The 18,646-nt window shown below is 70.2% G+C and carries 16 protein-coding genes and 1 pseudogene; 9 read left to right on the top strand and 8 right to left on the bottom strand.

The window, feature by feature from the left end; genetic code table 11:
• Positions 1-278: 278 nt before the first annotated feature.
• The gene (locus tag OG623_RS32860; protein ID WP_406151243.1) at positions 279-1,193 is read left to right on the top strand and encodes a diiron oxygenase; all 915 of its coding nucleotides are present in this window, start codon (positions 279-281) and stop codon (positions 1,191-1,193) included.
• A gap of 9 nt (positions 1,194-1,202) precedes the next feature.
• Complete coding sequence (locus tag OG623_RS32855) at positions 1,203-2,858, top strand: FAD-dependent oxidoreductase (protein WP_406151242.1); 1,656 nt, start codon at positions 1,203-1,205, stop codon at positions 2,856-2,858.
• Between the two features lie 95 nt (positions 2,859-2,953).
• Here the strand turns inward: OG623_RS32855 and OG623_RS32850 are convergent, their stop codons facing one another.
• Positions 2,954-4,312: a lysine N(6)-hydroxylase/L-ornithine N(5)-oxygenase family protein gene (locus OG623_RS32850; RefSeq protein WP_406151241.1), complete on the bottom strand. Its 1,359-nt coding sequence runs from the start codon at positions 4,310-4,312 to the stop codon at positions 2,954-2,956.
• A gap of 246 nt (positions 4,313-4,558) precedes the next feature.
• On the opposite strand from OG623_RS32850, the gene OG623_RS32845 reads away from it, so the two are divergent.
• Together OG623_RS32845 and OG623_RS32840 are read left to right on the top strand one after the other, a co-directional pair.
• Positions 4,559-5,506 carry a methionyl-tRNA formyltransferase gene (locus OG623_RS32845; RefSeq protein WP_406151240.1) on the top strand — a complete coding sequence of 316 codons (948 nt, stop codon included), beginning with the start codon at positions 4,559-4,561 and terminating at the stop codon, positions 5,504-5,506.
• A 41-nt stretch (positions 5,507-5,547) separates the two neighbouring features.
• Positions 5,548-6,063: a MarR family winged helix-turn-helix transcriptional regulator gene (locus OG623_RS32840; protein ID WP_406151239.1), complete on the top strand. Its 516-nt coding sequence runs from the start codon at positions 5,548-5,550 to the stop codon at positions 6,061-6,063.
• Here OG623_RS32840 and OG623_RS32835 read toward each other — a convergent pair.
• Positions 6,038-6,868 (bottom strand): helix-turn-helix transcriptional regulator, encoded by an 831-nt coding sequence (locus OG623_RS32835; protein WP_406151238.1) that lies wholly within the window; start codon positions 6,866-6,868, stop codon positions 6,038-6,040. The genes OG623_RS32840 and OG623_RS32835 overlap by 26 nt on opposite strands.
• A gap of 101 nt (positions 6,869-6,969) precedes the next feature.
• Here OG623_RS32835 and OG623_RS32830 point away from each other — a divergent pair, with 101 nt between their 5' ends.
• Both OG623_RS32830 and OG623_RS32825 read left to right on the top strand, forming a co-directional pair.
• Entirely contained in the window at positions 6,970-7,662 is a 693-nt protein-coding gene (locus OG623_RS32830; RefSeq protein WP_406151237.1) for an SDR family NAD(P)-dependent oxidoreductase, read from the top strand.
• A gap of 178 nt (positions 7,663-7,840) precedes the next feature.
• On the top strand, positions 7,841-9,286 hold the full coding sequence (locus OG623_RS32825; RefSeq protein ID WP_406151236.1) for a glyceraldehyde-3-phosphate dehydrogenase: 1,446 nt from the start codon (positions 7,841-7,843) through the stop codon (positions 9,284-9,286).
• 33 nt (positions 9,287-9,319) lie between these two features.
• Here the strand turns inward: OG623_RS32825 and OG623_RS32820 are convergent, their stop codons facing one another.
• The 3 genes from OG623_RS32820 to OG623_RS32810 form a co-directional block, all read right to left on the bottom strand.
• On the bottom strand, positions 9,320-11,470 hold the full coding sequence (locus OG623_RS32820) for a SpoIIE family protein phosphatase (protein ID WP_406152111.1): 2,151 nt from the start codon (positions 11,468-11,470) through the stop codon (positions 9,320-9,322).
• A 131-nt stretch (positions 11,471-11,601) separates the two neighbouring features.
• The gene (locus OG623_RS32815; RefSeq protein WP_406151235.1) at positions 11,602-12,759 is read right to left on the bottom strand and encodes an SGNH/GDSL hydrolase family protein; all 1,158 of its coding nucleotides are present in this window, start codon (positions 12,757-12,759) and stop codon (positions 11,602-11,604) included.
• The gene (locus OG623_RS32810) at positions 12,756-13,340 is read right to left on the bottom strand and encodes a TetR/AcrR family transcriptional regulator (RefSeq protein ID WP_406151234.1); all 585 of its coding nucleotides are present in this window, start codon (positions 13,338-13,340) and stop codon (positions 12,756-12,758) included. The genes OG623_RS32815 and OG623_RS32810 overlap by 4 nt, the downstream gene beginning before the upstream one ends.
• Positions 13,341-13,680: 340 nt before the next feature.
• Between OG623_RS32810 and OG623_RS32805 the strand changes: the two are divergent.
• Positions 13,681-14,391: pseudogene (locus tag OG623_RS32805) on the top strand (polysaccharide deacetylase family protein); the annotation flags it as partial.
• Between the two features lie 157 nt (positions 14,392-14,548).
• Entirely contained in the window at positions 14,549-15,364 is an 816-nt protein-coding gene (locus OG623_RS32800) for an SAM-dependent methyltransferase (RefSeq protein WP_406151233.1), read from the top strand.
• A gap of 35 nt (positions 15,365-15,399) precedes the next feature.
• On the opposite strand, the gene OG623_RS32795 is transcribed toward OG623_RS32800, so the two are convergent.
• Entirely contained in the window at positions 15,400-16,047 is a 648-nt protein-coding gene (locus OG623_RS32795; RefSeq protein WP_406151232.1) for a DUF998 domain-containing protein, read from the bottom strand.
• A gap of 120 nt (positions 16,048-16,167) precedes the next feature.
• On the opposite strand from OG623_RS32795, the gene OG623_RS32790 reads away from it, so the two are divergent.
• On the top strand, positions 16,168-16,392 hold the full coding sequence (locus OG623_RS32790) for a DUF5133 domain-containing protein (protein ID WP_406151231.1): 225 nt from the start codon (positions 16,168-16,170) through the stop codon (positions 16,390-16,392).
• A gap of 51 nt (positions 16,393-16,443) precedes the next feature.
• Here the strand turns inward: OG623_RS32790 and OG623_RS32785 are convergent, their stop codons facing one another.
• Positions 16,444-16,800, bottom strand: coding sequence for a hypothetical protein (locus OG623_RS32785; protein ID WP_406151230.1), 357 nt, complete (start codon positions 16,798-16,800; stop codon positions 16,444-16,446).
• A gap of 96 nt (positions 16,801-16,896) precedes the next feature.
• Positions 16,897-18,615, bottom strand: a complete 1,719-nt coding sequence (locus tag OG623_RS32780; RefSeq protein WP_406151229.1) for an acyl-CoA dehydrogenase family protein — start codon at positions 18,613-18,615, stop codon at positions 16,897-16,899.
• Positions 18,616-18,646 lie beyond the last annotated feature (31 nt).

The raw sequence follows: 18,646 nt of genomic DNA, 5'->3' as shown, positions 1-18,646 counted from the left end.
ACGCCTGCCCGCCACTTCGGACGGGACCGTAGGCCCGGGAAAAGACGGCGTCAATGACTCTCGCTGAAATTGCGAACGATGTTCGACATGACGAACACAGGGGTGCGTGCGAGGAGATGTCGCGCGGATGCACACACATTTCCTACCGGGGGGTAGGCTCCACGGCCTCCTTGCTATACCTTCCGTCTAATAAGCGGGACGACGGTGCATGACGCCTCGTCACCGACATGTCAGGCGAGCGCACCAGGGACATCACTGACGAGCCGAGGAGCCGCACCATGGCAAGCAGCACCGTTCGACCGAATACCGAGGACGGGCCGCCCGAGGACCACCTCACCCGGCGCCTGCTCGAATCGGCCGCCAAACTGGCGTACGACCCCGCCACGGAGGTCGACTGGGACACCCCTCTGGACAAGGACTTCCACGGCGCCAGCCCCGAGTGGAGCACCCTGTACGGCACCGCGTACTGGGGCGAGCTGAGCGAGCAGCAGCGCAAGGAACTCACGCGCCAGGAGGCCGCTTCGGTGGCCAGCACGGGCATCTGGTTCGAGATGATCCTCCAGCAGATGGTCCTGCGCGACGTCTACGCGAAGGACCCCACGAGCGCCGACGTGCAGTGGGCACTGACCGAGATAGCCGAGGAGTGCCGGCACTCGATCATGTTCGCCCGGGGGGCGCAGAAGCTGGGTGCCCCGCCCTACCGCCCGCACCGGCTCGCGGTGGAGCTGGGGCGGGCCTTCAAGACACTCGCGTTCGGCGAGGCGGCGTACGCGGCGATCCTCGTGGCCGAGGAGGTCCTCGACGTCATGCAGCGCGACTGGATGCGGGACGAGCGGGTCGTGCCCTTCGTCCGCACCATCAACAACATCCATGTCGTCGAGGAGTCCCGGCACATGAAGTTCGCCCGCGCGGAGACCCGCAGGCACCTCAGCGGTGCGGGTCCGGTGCGGCGGCGGATCAACGCACTCGTCATCGCCATCGCGTCGTACGTGATCGTCACCAGCATGGTGAACAAGGGCGTCTACGCCAACGCCGGGCTCGACGCGGAGCGCGCCATCGGCGAGGCACGGGCGAACGAGCACCACAAGTCGATGATGCGTTCCAGCTGTTCGGGCCTCATGGAGTTCCTGGCCTCGGCCCGCCTGCTCACCAAGCCCGCCCTGGTGTTCTACAAGCGTGCCCATCTGATCTGAGCGGACGACATGACCTACGCCATCACCCAGACGTGCTGCGGCGATGCCACCTGCATCTCGGTGTGCCCCGTCAACTGCATCCACCCGACGCCGGACGAACCCGACTTCGGGCGGACGGAGATGCTGTACATCGACCCGAAGTCCTGCATCGACTGTGGTGCCTGCGCCGACGCCTGCCCGGTGGACGCGGTCTTCCCGGTGGACAGCCTCCCCGCCCCGCAGCGGGAGTACGGCCCGCTCAACGCCGCGTACTTCGCGGACCGGGAGCCGGCGCGGGCCGCCGAGGGGCCGAACTTCCACCGGTGGGGGGAGCCGGCCTTCGAGCGCAGCCTGCCGTCGGACTTCGCACCGCTGCGGGTCGCGGTGGTGGGCACCGGACCCGCGGGGATGTACGCGGCCGAGGACCTGCTCCTGCACACCGGCGCGGAGGTGACGCTGATCGACCGGCTGCCCGTCGCGGGCGGGCTCATCCGCTACGGGGTGGCGCCCGACCATCTGTCGACGAAGAAGGCCGGCGAGACCTTCGCCAGATTCCACACCCATCCTCGGGTGCGCATGCATCTGGGCCTCGAGGTGGGCCGGGACGTCACCCCGCAGGAGCTCGCCGCGCATCATGACGCGGTGATCTACGCGGTGGGCGCGCCGGCCGGCCGCCGGCTCGGGATTCCGGGCGAGGACCTGCCGGGCAGCCTCTGCGCGACGACGTTCGTCTCCTGGTACAACGCCCACCCCGAGGTCGCTCCGGACGCGGTGGACCTGTCCGGCGAGCGGGCCGTCGTGGTCGGCAACGGAAATGTGGCCGTCGACGCGGCACGGATCCTGGTCTCGGACCCCGACGCGCTGGCCGCGGGCGACATCGCCGGCCACGCGCTGGACGCCCTGCGCTCCGGCTCGGTGCGCGAGGTGGTGCTGCTGGGGCGGCGGGGGCCCGAGGACGCGTCGTACACCAGGTCGGAGCTGCTCGCGCTCAAGCACCTGCCCGGTGTGGAGCTGGTGGTCGACGCGCACGACCCGAGGACCGGTGCGGCGATCGACGCCGCTGAGCCGGGCGACAGGGCTGCCCTGCTGGCGGATGTCGCCCGCGAGGAGGTGGACTGGTCGCGCCCGCCGCCCGCGGGACGGCGCATCGTGTTCCGCTTCCACTCCGCGCCCGTCGAGGCGCTCGGTGACGGCGGTGATGGTGTCCGCGCCGTCCGGGTCACCGGCGGCGACGAGGGCGCGGAGATCCCGGCCGGGCTGCTGCTGCGGGCCGTCGGTCAGCGTGGACTGCCGCTCGGCGGGCTGCCGTTCGACGAGGCGACGGGCACCGTTCCCCACGAGGGCGGCCGGGTGGCGGGCCTCCCGGGGACGTATGTCGTGGGCTGGATCAAGCGCGGCCCGTCGGGTGGTATCGGAGCCAACCGGACCTGCGCCGCGGAGACCGTGGGCACCCTGCTGGACGACGCCGTAGCCGGGGCGCTGCCCACGCCGGAGCACGGCGCGAAGGCGTTCGCCCGCCTCGCGCGGCAACGTAACCGGCGGATCGTGGACGCCCGCGGTCTGGCGGGGATCGAGCGTGCTGAGCTGGCCAGGGGACGCCGGGAGGGCCGGCCCCGGGTCAAGCTGGCCACCCTGCCCGAACTGGTGGCCGCGGCCAGGAGCGGCCGTCGGCGGATCCCCGGCTGACCCTGACCCGCACCCGGCGCTCAGCGGCGGCACCCGGCGGACGGACCGGGTACCGCCGCTGAGCGGGTCCTGGGGCGCTGAGCGGGTCCTGGGGCTCAGAGGGGGGCGCCGACCCCGTCGACCGTGTCGTGCGGCCGGCCCGGCGCCTCCTTCTGCCCGCGTTCCACGACCGATTCGAGGATCTCCCCGACCCTGATCGCGGTGTTCGACAGCAGGGACGACGTGATGCCGTGGGTGTGCTCCGTACCGCCCTGAAGATAGATGCCGCACCGGAGCGCGGGGTCGGCGGCCACCCGGTAGTCGCGCTCGACGCGGACCCGTCCCTGGTCGTCGCGTCGGCAGTGCTCGGCGACGTCGCCGAGGAGACCGAGGGCGTCGGGGGGCAGATAGCCGGTGGCGTAGACGACCACATCGGCGTCCAGCGTCGTCCGCTCGCCCGTGACCAGTGACTCCACCGTGGTGCGGACCGTGTCCGGTGTCTCGACCGCGTCGGTCACCCTGGAGACGTTGAGGAACCGCAGCCGCTCGGTCCCCAGGACCTTCTCCTGGTACGCGGTGCGGTAGAGGTCGTCGATGAGATCGATGTCCACCACGGCGTAGTTGGTGTTGCCGTGATAGTCCATCAGCCGTCGTTTGGTCTCGTCGGGGGCCGTGAAGTACGCGTCGACCGCGTCCGGGTCGAAGATCCGGTTGGCGAAACCGCTGTCGTCGGCGGGGCTGTAGCCGTAACGGGAGAAGACCGCGCAGACCTCGGCGTCCGGGAAGCGGCGGTGCAGATACGCCACGTTCTCGGCGGCGCTCTGACCGGCCCCGACCACGACGAAGCGGGTGGGCTTCGGCTGGGCGCTCTCCAGGCCGTCCACCCGGGCCAGCAGGTCGGAGGTGTGCCAGATCCGCTCCGAACGCTTGACACCCTCGGGCATCTGCGGCCGAAGGCCGGTGCCGATCACCAGGTTGCGCGCCCGGTGGACCACCACGTCCGAGCCCGAACGGGACGTCACGTCCACGTACTCCACGACGCCGTCGACCTCGACGGGACGGACGTCGATGACCTCGTGCCCGTAGGACACCATGTCGTCGACCTGTGCGGCGGCCCACTCGAAGTAGGCGTGGAACTCGACCCGCAGCGGGAAGAGGCTCTTGCCGTTCACGAAGTCGATCAGGCGCCCCTGGCTCTGCAGATAACAGAGGAAGCTGAATTCACTCGACGGGTTGCGCAGCGTCACCAGGTCCTTGAGGAAGGACACCTGCATCGTGGCGTCGTCGATCAGCATCCCGCGATGCCAGCCGAAGCGCGGCTGGCTCTCGAAGAAGTGAGCGGTGACGGCCTGCTGCCTGCCGACGCGCGAGTTGCGCTCGGTGAGCGCTATCGCCATGGCCACGTTGGACGGCCCGAAGCCGATTCCTATGAGGTCGTGCACCGGTGGTGCGTCGTCGGGTGAAGCCTGTGACATGTCACTCCCAATCGTGCGGGACAGCCGCTTGGCGGACGTGGGGAAAAGCGGAACAGAACACACCGGCTGAGCGGCAGCCGAGGCGGAACTTAGGTAAAGCTAACCTCATCTTCGCGCGCTGTCGACAGGGCAAATCGGACACGGGCGGGACTGGAGGGCATCAACTCGCCTTGCGGTGACAGGCATTGCGCACTTAGGTTAGGCTTGCTTAACTAAGCATCTTGTTGTCGTTCCGAGGAGGAACTCGTGCGGGTCGTCATGTTCGGCTATCAGACGTGGGGGCACCGGACCCTGCGTGCTCTTCTGGACTCCGACCACGAGGTGGTGGCGGTCGTGACGCACCCCAGGAGCGAGCACGCCTACGAGAAGATCTGGAGCGATTCGGTCGCCGACCTCGCCGAGGAGAACGGCGTACCCGTCCTGATCCGCAACCGGCCCGACGACGAGGAGCTGTTCGCCCGTCTCAAGGAGGCGGAACCGGACATCATCGTGGCCAACAACTGGCGTACGTGGATCCCCCCGCACATCTACGGACTCCCGCCGCACGGCACGCTGAACGTGCACGATTCGCTGCTCCCGAAGTACGCCGGCTTCTCGCCGCTGATCTGGGCGCTGATCAACGGCGAGCGTGAGGTGGGCGTCACCGCGCACATGATGGACGCCGAACTCGACGCGGGCGACATCGTGGTGCAGCGCGCCGTGGAGGTCGGCCCCACCGACACGGCCACGGACCTGTTCCACAAGACCGTCGACCTCATCGCCCCGGTGACCACGGAGGCGCTCGACCTGATCGCGTCGGGGCGCACGGACTTCACCCGGCAGGACCGCTCTCAGGCCACCTTCTTCCACAAGCGGGCCGCCGAGGACATCCGCGTCGACTGGAACTGGCCGGCCGAGGACCTGGGGCGTCTCGTGCGCGCGCAGTCCGCCCCGTATCCCAGCGCGTTCACCTACCACAAGGGCAGGCGTCTGGAGATCGTGACGGCGGTCGTCTCGGAGGGCCGTTACGGCGGCACCCCGGGAAGGATCTTCTACCGCGAGGGCGAAGGCGTGGTGATCGTCGCCGGTGCGGACGCCAGGACCGGCCGCAACCACGGTCTGGCCATCACCCGGGTGCGCACGGAGGACGGCCAGGAGCTGCCCGCCACCGAGTACTTCACCTCGATGGGCGGCTACCTCACCGGCCGGCCCTGATCTCGCGGTTCCTCCCGGCCGTCGCCACGATAGGAAGAACCATGCAGCAGCCGAGCTCTCCGGGTGCGGAACCCGCCCCCCGTGCCGCGGGCATGACGCCGTCGAGTGTGCTGAGCCTCAACGCCTATCTCATGTACGCGACGGGCAAGGCCGCACGGCGCAGGCTCACCGACACCCTGACGGCTCATGGGCTACGGCTGTGGCACCTGACCATCCTGGCCATGCTGGACGACGCCGGCCGGCTGTCCAAGGGCGATCTGGCCTCGCGTCTCGACATGAACCAGAGCGATCTGACCAGGACCGTCACCGACCTGGACACGGCAGGCTACGTCGTGTGCGCCCGCGACACCTCGGACCGCCGGCGCATCGAGGTCACCCTCACGCCGGCGGGCCGGTACGCGCTGGCGCGGCTCAACACCGAGGTGTCCGCGACCGAGGCGGACCTCCTCACCCCGCTGACCCGCGAGGAGCGTGAGCTGTTCGCCGCCCTGCTGCGGCGTGTCCACAGCCATCTCGAACGGGACCGGGCGGTCAACGGACCGCTGCCGGCGCCGTGATCTCCGCGAGGCGTCCGGCGTCCCCGGTGCCGGGTTCGGCGGTGTAGAGCATGATGCGCAGGTCGCTGCCCGCCACCGTGAGGACGTCGCAGTCCAGGGTGACGGGTCCCGCGTCCGGGTGGTCGATGGTCTTGCGCGCCGCCTCGTGCCGCCCCGACGCTCCGGAATCCCACAGTCCGGCGAACCGGGCGCTGTGCGCGCGCAGATCATCGACCAGCTGCTTCAGCCGCTCGTCGGCCGGATAGCGGACGGCGGCCGTGCGCAGGTCCGAGACCAGGGCGGCCTCGAAACGCGCACGGGCCTCCGGGGTGTACCGGGCGCGGCCGGGCGGGCCGACGAGATTGCGCCACACCGCGTTGCGCGCGTTGCCGCGCCACTGCGAGGGGTCGCCCATCAGCGCCGTGTACGGCGGGTTGGCCAGCAGCAGGGTCCAGGTCGCGTCGTACACCGCGACCGGGGTCCCGGCCAGCCTGTCCAGCATCCGGTGCACGCTCGGCGGGATGTACGCGGGCACCGTGTCAGGGCCTGGTGGGGCGAGACCTGCCAGCTGGAACAGCTGGGTGCGTTCCTCCCCCGGCATCCGCAGCGCTCCGGCCAGGGCCTCGACGACCTGCGCCGAGGGGTGGGAGGCCCGGCCCTGTTCGAGGCGGGTGACGTAGTCGACGGAGATCCCGGCCAGCAGCGCCAGCTCCTCACGGCGCAGACCGACCGCACGCCGTCGCCCGCCGGCGGGCAGCCCCGCGTCGCCGGGTGCCACCCTGTCGCGCCGGCGGCGCACCGCCTTGCCGAATTCCGCCGTCGCCATGTCCCCAGTGTGCACGGCCGGCCCGCGCCCGTCCTGGTACCGGTGGTCCCAGGAAAAGCAGGCGACTGGCCGGGCCCGCCGTGCGGCGCGAGTCTGGGTCCATGACCACCACACTGATCACAGGAGCGAACAAGGGTCTCGGCTTCGAGACCGCCCGCAGGCTCATCGAGGCGGGACACACCGTGTACGTCGGCAGCCGGGACGCCGAGCGGGGGCGGCAGGCCGCCGAACGGCTGGGCGCACGCCTGGTCCACATCGACGTCACCGACGAGACGTCCGTCGCCGAGGCGGCGAAGAGCGTCGAGGCCGACGGCGGGCTCGACGTACTGATCAACAACGCCGGGGTCGAGGGGACGGTCGTCGGCGCCGGGGACACGACCGTGGACACCCTGCGGCCGCTGTTCGAGACGAACGTCTACGGCCCGGTGCGTGTCACCCACGCGTTCCTGCCGCTGCTGCTCCGGTCCGCCGCGCCGGTGGTGGTCAACGTGAGCAGCGGCCTGGCCTCGCTGACCATGGTGAGCGCACCGGACACACCCACCCACGCGTACCCCGGTGTCGCCTACCCGGCCTCCAAGACCGCGCTCAACATGATCACCGTGCAGTACGCGAAGGCCTTCCCCGGCATCCGGATCAATGCGGTGGAGCCCGGCTTCACCGCCACCGACCTCAACGGGCACCGGGGCACGCAGACCGTCGAGGAAGGGGCCGGGATCATCGTCCGTATGGCGCAGGTGGGACAGGACGGACCGACCGGGGGCTACTTCGACGCCTCGGGGCCGCTCCCCTGGTGAGCGCCCCCGGTGGTGGGCCGCTCAGGCGTCCGCCGTCGACCGGGCCTCGGCCGCCGCGCGGTAGAGGCGGCGCGGTAGCCCCGAGCGCAGGTGCCACGATGCCGCGCCCGGGCCGATCTCAGGCCTCGGGCGCGGCATGGTTAACATATGAGCACCGCCTAGCTCGAAAGATGGACTTGTGACTGCCACCGAGGACACGTTCACCCGTTGGAAGACCCGTGAGGAGATCGCGGAGTCGATGATCCCGATCATCGGGAAGCTGCACCGGGAGCGGGACGTCACGATCCTGCTCCACAGCCGCTCCCTGGTGAACAAGTCGGTGGTCAGCATCCTCAAGACCCACCGGTTCGCCCGGCAGATAGCCGGCGAGGAGCTCTCGGTCACCGAGACGCTGCCCTTCCTGCACGCCCTCACGGCGCTCGACCTCGGCCCGTCGCAGATCGATCTCGGCATGCTCGCCGCGACGTACCGGACCGACGGACGCGGCCTGTCGGTGGCCGACTTCACCGCCGAGGCGGTGGCCGGCGCGACGGGCGCCAACAAGACGGACCGCCGCGAGGCGCGTGACGTGGTCCTCTACGGATTCGGCCGCATCGGCCGCCTCCTCGCCCGTCTGCTGATCGAGAAGACCGGTTCGGGGAACGGCCTGCGGCTGCGCGCCGTCGTCGTGCGCCGCAGCGCGGGACAGGACCTGGTGAAGCGCGCCTCCCTGCTGCGCCGTGACTCCATCCACGGCCAGTTCCAGGGCACGATCACCGTCGACGAGGCGAACGACAGGATCATCGCCAACGGCAACGAGATCCAGGTGATCTACTCCGACGACCCGACGTCGGTGGACTACACGGCGCACGGCATCAAGGACGCCATCCTCATCGACAACACCGGCCGCTGGCGCGACCGCGAGGGCCTGTCCCGGCATCTGCGCCCCGGCATCGCGAAGGTCGTCCTGACCGCGCCGGGCAAGGGCGATGTCCCCAACATCGTGCACGGTGTCAACCACGACATGATCAAGCCGGACGAGCAGATCATCTCCTGCGCCTCCTGCACCACCAACGCGATCGTCCCGCCGCTGAAGGCGATGGCGGACGAGTACGGCGTGCTGCGCGGCCATGTGGAGACGGTCCACTCGTTCACCAACGACCAGAACCTGCTGGACAATTACCACAACTCGGACCGACGGGGCCGCTCGGCGGCGCTCAACATGGTCATCACCGAGACGGGCGCCGCTTCCGCCGTCGCCAAGGCGCTTCCCGACCTCGACGCGAAGATCACCGGCAGCTCCATCCGGGTCCCGGTGCCGGACGTCTCGATCGCGATCCTGAACCTTCAGCTCGCGCGGGCCACCGACCGCGACGAGGTGCTCGAACATCTCCGCGATGTGTCCCTGACCTCGCCGCTCAGGCGCCAGATCGACTTCATCACCGCCCCCGACGCGGTGTCGAGCGACTTCATCGGCTCGCGCCACGCCTCGATCGTCGATGCCGGAGCCACCAAGGTCGAGGGGGACAACGCGATCCTCTACCTCTGGTACGACAACGAGTTCGGCTACTCGTCCCAGGTCGTCCGGGTCGTCCAGCACGTCTCGGGGGTCGAGTATCCGACCTACCCGGCCCCGGCGGCCTGATAAAAAAACGGTCGAAGGCCCCGCCCCCCGACCTCAGACCAGGTCGTCCTCGGTGTCCGGCAGCGGCTGTTCGGCCCAGATGGTCTTGCCCGTACTGGTGTAGCGGGTGCCCCAGCGCTCGGTGAGACTCGCGACGAGCAGGAGGCCGCGTCCGCCCTCGTCATAGATACGGGCGCGGCGCAGATGGGGGGCGGTGCTGCTGCCGTCGAAGACCTCGCAGATCAGCGCGGTGTCCCGGATGAGACGGAGCCGGATGGGGTCGCCCCCGTAACGGATGGCGTTGGTGACCAGCTCGCTGACCACCAGCTCGGTGGTGAACACCGCGTCGTCCAGACCCCATGCGGCGAGCTGTACGGCGGCCCGCTCACGGGCGTTGGAGACGATGGCCGGATCGGCGGGGAACTCCCACGCGGCGTAGTGGCCGGCGTCGAGGCGCCGGGTGCGGGCCAGCAGCAGGGCGATGTCGTCCTCCGGCTGCTCGGGAACCAGCGCGTCCATGACCGCGTCGCAGGTCTGTTCGAGGGAGAGGGCGGGACGGCCGAGCACCTCACGGAGCTCGGCCAGCGCGGTGTCGACGTCGCGGCCCGCCGTCTCGATCAGACCGTCCGTGTACAGGGCGAGCCTGCTGCCCTCGGGCAGCTGGTACTCGGCCCCCTCGAAGGTCAGGCCGCCCACTCCGAGCGGCGGCCCGGTGGGCAGCTCCAGCTGGCTGACGGTGCCGTCGGGCCGGGTCAGCATCGGCTCGGGGTGGCCCGCCCTGGCCATCATGAGGTGGCCTGTCGCCGGGTCGTAGACGGCGTAGAGGCAGGTCGCGCCGGCGACCTGCCCGCCGTCGGCGCTGTCCGCCGGCTGCTCCCGGTCCAGCGTGAGCACCAGGTCGTCGAGCTGGGTGAGCAGCTCCACGGGAGCGAGGTCGACATCGGCGAGCGTCCGTACGGCGGTGCGGAGTCTGCCCATGGTGGCCGAGGCGTGCAATCCGTGGCCGACGACGTCGCCGACCACGAGCGCGACCCGGGCGCCGGACAGCGGGATGACGTCGAACCAGTCACCTCCGATGCCCGTGCCGCTGGCGCTCGGGAGGTAGCGGGCCACGACCTCGACCGCCTGCTGGCGGACCGCCCGCCGGGGCAGCAGGCTGCGTTGCAGGGCGAGTGCCGTGGCGCGCTCGCGGGTGTACCGGCGTGCGTTGTCCACGCAGACGGCCGCCCGCGACACCAGCTCGACGGCAAGCTGCAGATCGGCGGCGCCGAACGCCCCGGGGGTGCGGTGCCGGCAGAACAGGGCGATGCCGAGGGTGACACCACGGGCCTGAAGCGGGACCAGCAGCACCGAGTGGATCTTGTTGTCCAGGAGGCTTCGCGTCCGCGCGGGGTCGCCCCCCGTCCAGCGCCGCAGCGACTCCTCGTCGACGGTGAAGCGCGCCGGTTCTCCGTGGACCAGTGCGCGGCCCACCTCGGATTCCCGGTCGTAGGCGTGGATGCCGCCGAGCGGGACGACGGCCTCGGGACATCCTTCGAGCACGGACTGCTGGGCCACCCGGTGGAAGCCGATCGAGTCGCTGCTCATCACCGAACGCGCCTCGTCGCCCCTGAGCACCTCGGAGAGCAGGTCGACCGCGACGAAGTCCGCGAAGTCCTCGATGGCGAGCTCCGCCAGCTCCTCGGCGGTGCGGCCCACATCCAGGGTGCTGCCGATACGTCTGCTGGCCTTGTTGAGCACGGCCAGGCGCTTCCTCGCCCAGAACTGTTCGGTGGTGTCGAGGGTCACGACGGACACGCCCTGGACCTCACCTGCGGCGTCCCGCACCGGAGAGAGCGCCGCCTGCCATACGTGCTCGTGGTCCCCTATCACCAGGTATGTCTCGTAGGGCTCGCCCTGGCCGGTCCGCAGCACCCGGTCGATCGCTTCCTGGAGGCCTTCGCCGCCCTGCACGACCACCCCGGGCCCCGACTCCCCCGGCCGCAGTCCGATCATGGAGGCCTCGTCCTTGCCGAGCATGGCGAGCGACGCGGTGTTGGCCATGGCGAATCTCTCGTGCCGGTCGAAGTACGCCACCATCACCGGCAGCTGCTCCAGGATCCGGCAGCGCAAGGCGTCGGACGGCACGTCGGCGGCCCGCCCGTCACCCGCGGCTTCGGGCGCGCCCCCGCCCGCGGGTGGACCGGCGGGCTCCGTCTCGTCCATGCTCACGGGCCGATCACTCGTCCTCCCGCCTGGTCAGGCCGCCCACAGACACATCCATGCGACCTTTGTCCAAGAATGCCCCTGCGGCTCCCCGCTCTCAACCGGCCCCTGCCCGAGCAGAGCCGATTGGCTCAGCCGGCGCGGAGCACCAGATCGGCGAAGCGCTCGCCGATACGGAGGTGCGCAGCGGCGTCGGGGTGCAGCGCGTCGGGGAGCGGCAGCTCGGCGAAGTCCTTCTCGCCGTAGAGCTCGCGGCCGTCGAGGTGGCGGATGTGCGGGTCGCCCACCGCCCGCTGCGCGACGATACGGGCGAGCTCCTCCCTGATGACGCCGAGGGTGAGCTTTCCCGCGGCGGTCTCGGCGGGGTCTCCCGAGGCCCGGAATCTCAGCTTCCCCTCGGCGATGCCGCTGAGGTCCGGTACGGCGGGACCCGGCGTGTCCTCGTGGATGGGGCACAGGAGGGGCGAGACGACCAGCAGCGGAGTGGTGGGGTGGCCTTCACGGATGGTGTCCAGGAAGCCGTGGACCGCCGGGGTGAACGCCCGCAGGCGCATCAGGTCGGCGTTGACCAGGTTGATGCCGAGCTTGACGCTGATCAGGTCCGCGGGTGTGTCGCGTAGCGCCCGGGCGGTGAACGGGTCGAGCAGGGCGCCGCCGCCGAACCCCAGGTTGATCAGCTCCACCCCGCCGATGGCGGCGGCCCGTGCGGGCCAGGTGGTGGTGGGACTCGCGGCGTCCGAACCGTGGCTGATCGAGCTGCCGTGGTGCAGCCACACCCTCCGGTCCGGGGCCGGGACGGGCTCCACGGGCGCATCGGTGCGCAGCGCGATCAGCTCGGTGGTCTCGTTGTGCGGCAGCCAGATCTCGACGACCTTCAGCTCGGCGGGCAGGCCGTCGAAGCGGAGGGTTCCCGCCGGCCCCGGTGTGACCTCGGCCGATCCGGTGGTCATGTCGATGGTCAGGATGTTGCCGCCCGGCACATGGGACCGGTCCGTGAGCCGGCCGTCGACCAGCAGGTCGTAGACCCCGTCGGGCCGGGGCGGGACGCCCACGTACACCCGTTTGGTGGGCAGCGTGTCCAGCTCCACGACGGTCGCCCGGGTCCGCAGGACCAGCCGCACCCCGGAGGGCTGGGACTGGGCCGTCGCCAGCCGGCCGTCGGTGTTCTGGGCGCGCGCCCGGGCGGGCAGGCGGTGCGGCAGCAGACCTCGCTCGGTGTGCTCCGGATCGAGGGCGCCACGCAGGAGATCCGCGGTGAGGGGGGTGGTCAACAGTTCGCCGGTGCTCATTTTCCGCCGCCCGTCGGAGCGGGCCAGTTGCGCAGCAGGGCGTCCAGTGCGTCCAGGACACGCACCCAGGTCTCCTCCGTGCCCGGGTCGCTGTGGCTGAAGCTGCCGCCCGCTTCCATGGTGATGTAGCCGTGGAAGACGCTGCCCAGCAGCCGGACCGCGTGCGTCTGGTCCGGTTCGGACAGGTCGTAGCCACGCAGGATCGCGCGCGTCATCCGGGCATGCCTGACGCCGGCACTGGCGGCCGCGACTTCCGGGTCGAGCCTCAGCTGCGCGGCGGCGTAGCGGCCCGGGTGCTCCCTGGCGTAGTCGCGGTAGGCGTTCGCGGACGCCTCCAGTGCGTCCTTGCCCGCCCTGCCTGCCAGCGCGGCGGAGACATGGTCGGCCAGTTCCGCCAGGGCCAGCAGGGCGATCCTCGTCCTGAGGTCCTGGGAGTTCTTCAGGTGCGAGTAGAGACTCGCGTCCTTGACACCGAACTGCCGGGCGAGTGCCGCGACGGTCACCTTGTCGAAGCCGACCTCGTCGGCCATGTCCGCCCCGGCCAGCGTGAGGCGTTCAGCGGTCAGTCCTGCTCTCGCCATGGCCATCCCTCTCCTTCGCCTGACCCGGCGGATCCGGTCCGGCAAGTTCGATTATGCATTTACCTAATACCTCTAGGCAAATAACGATAGCTATTCAGTTCGACACCCCGAGCTACCGAAACTTTCGGCACGAGGGGGAGCGAACGCCGAGTCACCTCTCCCGAGAATCGACACCCACCCACTCTCCACGCCGGCACACCATGCCCCCGAGCGGGACAATCACCCCCACGGCACCTAGCTTCGACCTCCGACGGTTTCGTAATTCTTGCCGAAACCATTGACACTTGACAGGGTCAGTTCAAAACTGACGCCGTCGGCAGACCTCGAGAAGGGTTCTTCCATGCGCATCACGCCACGTCTGTCCCTACGGCCGGTGATCACCGCACTGACCGTGGCCACGCTGGCCGCGACCGCCACCGTCGCCGTGGACACCACCCCGTCCCACGCCGCCGCATCCCGCGCCGCCGCCTGCAACGGGTACGTCGGGCTCACCTTCGACGACGGCCCGTCAGGCAGCACCGCGGGCCTGCTCGCCGCCCTGACGCAGAACGGGCTGCGGGCCACAATGTTCAACCAGGGCGAGTACGCCGCCGCCGACCCGGCCCGGGTGCGGGCACAGGTCGACGCCGGCATGTGGGTCGGCAACCACACCTACACCCACCCGCATCTGACCGGACTGAGCCAGGACCAGGTCGACTCGGAGATCTCCCGGACCCAGCAGGCCATCGCCGACGGCGGCGGGGGCACGCCGAAACTGTTCCGCCCGCCGTACGGCGAGACCGACGCGACCGTGCAGGCCACCGCGGCTTCGTACGGCCTGACCCAGATCATCTGGGACGTCGACTCCCAGGACTGGAACGGCGCGAGCACCGACGCGATCGTGCAGGCCAACGCGCGGCTCACCGACGGTCAGATCATCCTCATGCACGACTGGCCGGCCAACACGGTCGCCGCGCTCCCGCGCATCGCACAGGACCTGGCGGGCCGGGGGCTGTGCGCCGGCATGATCTCCCCTCTGACCGGGCGCGCGGTGGCCCCCGACAGCGCCGGCTGACGGCCGGTACTTCTCCGGGCCGTGGGGATCGGCGGCCCTACCCGCCGTCCCTGTCGGTCGAGTTGGACGCGACACTGCACCTTTTGGCGCTCACGTTGCCTATTCTGTTCGAAAGCTGATCACCGCTGTCGCGCACGCACACCTGGAGTACGCCATGTCCGGACCGGAGAACGTTGTCCCCTCCCTGCGCATCGACACCAGCAGGCCCCATCCCGCCCGGATGTACGACTGGTTCCTCGGGGGCAAGGACAACTACCCGGTGGACGAGGCGTTGGGCCGGCAGATGATCGCCGTCGAGCCCGGGGTTCCGGTCATGGCGAAGGTGAACCGGGCCTTCATGCACCGCGCCACCCGCTGGCTGACCGGCCAGGGGATCAGGCAGTTCCTCGACATCGGTACGGGGATCCCCACCGAGCCGAATCTCCACCAGCTCGCCCAGCGGGAGGCGCCGGACTCGCGGATCGTCTACTGCGACAACGATCCGATCGTCCTGGCCCACGCCGAGGCCTTGCTGAAGGGCTCCGAGGAAGGCGCCATCGACTACGTCCAGGCGGACGCGGGCGATGTGGACGCCATAATCGAACAGGCTGGCAAGACCTTGGACTTCAGCCGCCCTGTCGGACTCTCACTGATCGCGCTGCTGCACTTCGTCAGCGACGAGGACGGCGCATACGAGCTGGTGGAGAGGCTGACCGAGGTGCTCGCGCCGGGCAGCCATGTGGCGATCTCCCATCTCACCGCCGACTTCCACCCGGAGTCCACCCGTGCGGTCGACAAGATGTACAAGGCGAACACGCTCACTCTGGCGCCCCGCACCCGGGCCGAGTTCGCCCGCTTCTTCGACGGCCTCGACGTCGTCGAGCCCGGCATCACGGCGGCCGAGGTCTGGCACCCCGAGCTCGGTGAGCCGGTCCCCGGCCAGGACGACATCGTGAGCCCCGGCTATGTGGCGGTGGGCCGCAAGCCGTAGCCCCGCCGTCCCGGGGGCGGCCGGCCGACGGTGGCTCAGGCTGCCTGCCGCTCCCGGTGCCGTACGCAGGAGAGAACCACCACGAGCGGCCAGAGCGACTGCGCGAAGGTGATGACGCGTTCGGCCGCGCCGGCGATGTCGAACACGAGGAGGGCGAGCAGGAACCAGGCGCCGCCGAGCCACATCAGCGCGGCCGCCGCCACGGACGGCCGCAGCCGCAGCCCCCACGGCGGGGTCATCGCACGCACGATTCCGGCCGCGCCCGGTCCTGACATGGTCCGCGGGACGAGGGTGCCGCGTCGCACGGCCAGCACCGGCCACACCGCGAGGAGCGAGAAGCCCACGGTCACGATCACACCGTGGGGGTATGAGCCGCCACTGCTCGGAGCCGGGAACAGGGCCAGCAGCATCGCCGCGATCCCGCCGCCGGCCAGCGCCACCCGCCCGAACGGCGCGGCGGGTCGCAGGCCGCAGGCGGTGACCACATGACAGGCTCCGAGGGCGACCAGGGCCGATGTCATCACCCAGTACCCGGCGGCGCCGTCGGCAGCCAGGATGCTGATCGTCGTCGACGCGGGGTCGTAACCGGGTCCCTGAAGCCATGCCGCGACCGCCCACCCGCCGACGAGCAGGATCGGGGCGCACACCGAGGAGATCAGGACCCACCAGGAGACAGACCGCATCGGTGAACGGTAGAACGTCCCGGCCGACAACCGGTGGTGTACACGCAGGCGAGGGGCTATCCCGCTCGCGAGCGGGTAGGAGCGTCCATCGGACGTGCCCCGAACAGAGGAGAACCCGCTGTGCTGAAACCCAGTCCTCAGGATCTGAGGGTCGCTCTGGCCCGCTACGCCGACGCACGCATCGAGGACGCGCGCCGCTCCACGGCCGCGACGGCGCGGGCCACCGAGGACGCCTCACGCACCCTGTGTGTCCTGACCGGTGCCAAGGCCGTTCCGCAGGCCCTTCATGCCGCCGACACCATGCTCGGTATGCGCCCGTCCGCCGTCGGTACTCCGGGCCGGTGAACAGCCGTCGGGGCGTCACCGGTGAATCCGGCGACGCCCCGGGCACCGGATTCACTCCGGGGCGGCCGTCAGGGATTCGTAGTAGGCGCCGAGATGCCGGAGGTAGTAGAGGTCGCCGGTGTCCTGATCACGTTCGAAGCGCGGGGCGTCCTTGATCTGATCCTTGGTGCATCCGACCTTGATCGTCCTCCTGCTGTCGTCGACAGCCGTCACCAGGCCCGCGGGCACGACCACGCTTCTCCCGAATCTCCAGACGCCCGCGTCTATCACCAGGTGCCCGAATCCCGGTACCGGCGAGAGTCTGATGACGGTTCCGATGCTCCCGTCCTCCGCTTCGACGCCGTATCCGATCACGTCGTCGCCCAGCGAGCGGTCCACCTGTGCCGGAACTGCCCAGACCGTTTCCATGATCGCCTCCTCCTCGGCGGTCGGCTCGATCCGGCCGCCGGACCTTCCATATGCCCCCTGGCGCGCAGGCGATGCGGTCCGGCGGGACCGTACCTCCTACGGAGCCATCTCGTACGACCCGGACAGTGCCTCGACGCGGTCCCAGACCCGCGCCGAGCGGGCGTCGTCGACGACGGGACGCCGTACCGCGTCGAGGGCCCACCGCTGCTGTTCCGTGGTCGCCGAGTCCTTGCCGTGCAGCTCCACGGCGTGCGCGGAGAAGTCACGGACGAGCACGGAGAACAGCTCGTCGAGCACGTCCTCGTCCAGACCCGTCAGCTCGGCCTGCTCCAGGATCAGTTGTCCGTGGACCACCAGCGCGAAGAGCTGACCGACGGACAGCAGGAAGTCCAGGTCCCGGCTCTGCCGCTCGTCGGGCGCGGCCCGGGACACGAAGTCGCACAGTGCGTCGGCCTGCTCGCGGAAGCGGGCGACGTTGGGGACGGAGGCGTAGGCGTCGTAGGCCGGGCGCCAGTCGTGGAAGCGTACGGAGCCGAGACCGCGGGCCGGTCCCTGCCGGAAGAGGAACGCGTCGTCGGCGGCGTCCAGGCGCGTCTGCACGGGCTCGTAGCCGGCCGGGTCGAGCAGGTGGTTGCGCAGGAACTTCAGGATGAGGGCGAGGTTGACGTGGACCGTGCCCTCCAGCTTGGGCAGGCTCCGGATCTCCACGGCCGCCTGGGCGAAGTAGGTGTCCTTCTCGAAGCCCTTGGCCGCGATGACGTCCCACATCAGGTCGATGACCTTCTCGCCCTCCGTGGTCACCTTCATCTTCGTCATCGGGTTGAACAGCAGATACCGGCGGTCGTCGGGTCCGGCCGAGCGGAAGTAGTCGACGGCGCGGTCGCTGAACAGCTTCATGCCGACGAGCCGGACGTAGGCGTCGGCCAGCTCGCGGCGCACATGCGGGAAGGCGGTCACGGGGCGGCCGTAGAGGATGCGGTTCTGCGCGTGGGTGACGGCCTCGTACATCGCGTGCTCGCAGATGCCGATGGAGGCCGTGCAGAGGTTGAACTTGCCCACGTTGACGGTGTTGAGGGCTGCGTCGAAGGCGGCGCGGCCGGTGTGCAGGACGTCGTCGGGGCCGACCGGGTAGCCGTCGAGGCGGAACTCGCTGACGTACTTGGAGGAGTCGACGACGTTCTTCACGAGGTGGTAGGCGTCGTGGCGGCTGTCGGCCGCGAAGAAGACGTAGCCGTCGGGGCCTTCGACGTCGGTGCGCCTGCCGAAGACGGAGACGAGGCCGGCGGCGTTGCCGTTGCCTATGTAGTACTTGGAGCCGGTGGCCAGGAACCCGCCGTCGCCGTCCGGTGTCAGCAGCATGTCGGTGGAGTAGATGTCGGCGCCGTGTGCCTTCTCCGACAGGCCGAAGGCGAACACCTCGCCCTGGGCGAGGAGTTCGGCGGCGCGGTCACGGGCGGCCTGGTTGTCGCTCTGCCAGACGGGGCCGAGACCGAGGATGGTCACCTGCCAGGCGTACCAGTAGTCGAGTCCGTAGAACCCGAAGATCTCGTTGAGCGCGGCGATCCGGGCGGTGTCCCAGCGCTGGTCCTCGCGCCCGGCGGCGGAGGCGGGGGTGAGGAAGGTGGCGAACAGGCCTTCCTTCGCGGCGAAGCCGAGGAACTCCCCCAGCCAGGCGCGTGACCTGTAGTCCTCGATGATCCGGCGCTTGCCGCGGTCCTCGAACCAGTCGATGGTGGCGCGCAGCAGCCTGCGGGTCTCGGGGTCGAAGCGCGCCGGGTCGTAGGCACGCGGGTGGAACAGCAGCGGGTCGGCCATGGTGGAACGCCTTCCGGGGGGGTACGGGCGG

This window comes from Streptomyces sp. NBC_01012, from assembly GCF_045162755.1.
Taxonomy (GTDB): Bacteria; Actinomycetota; Actinomycetes; order Streptomycetales; family Streptomycetaceae; genus Streptomyces.
The sequence above is the reverse complement of the archived record's forward strand: the minus strand, read 5'-3'. Positions and strand labels throughout refer to the sequence as shown.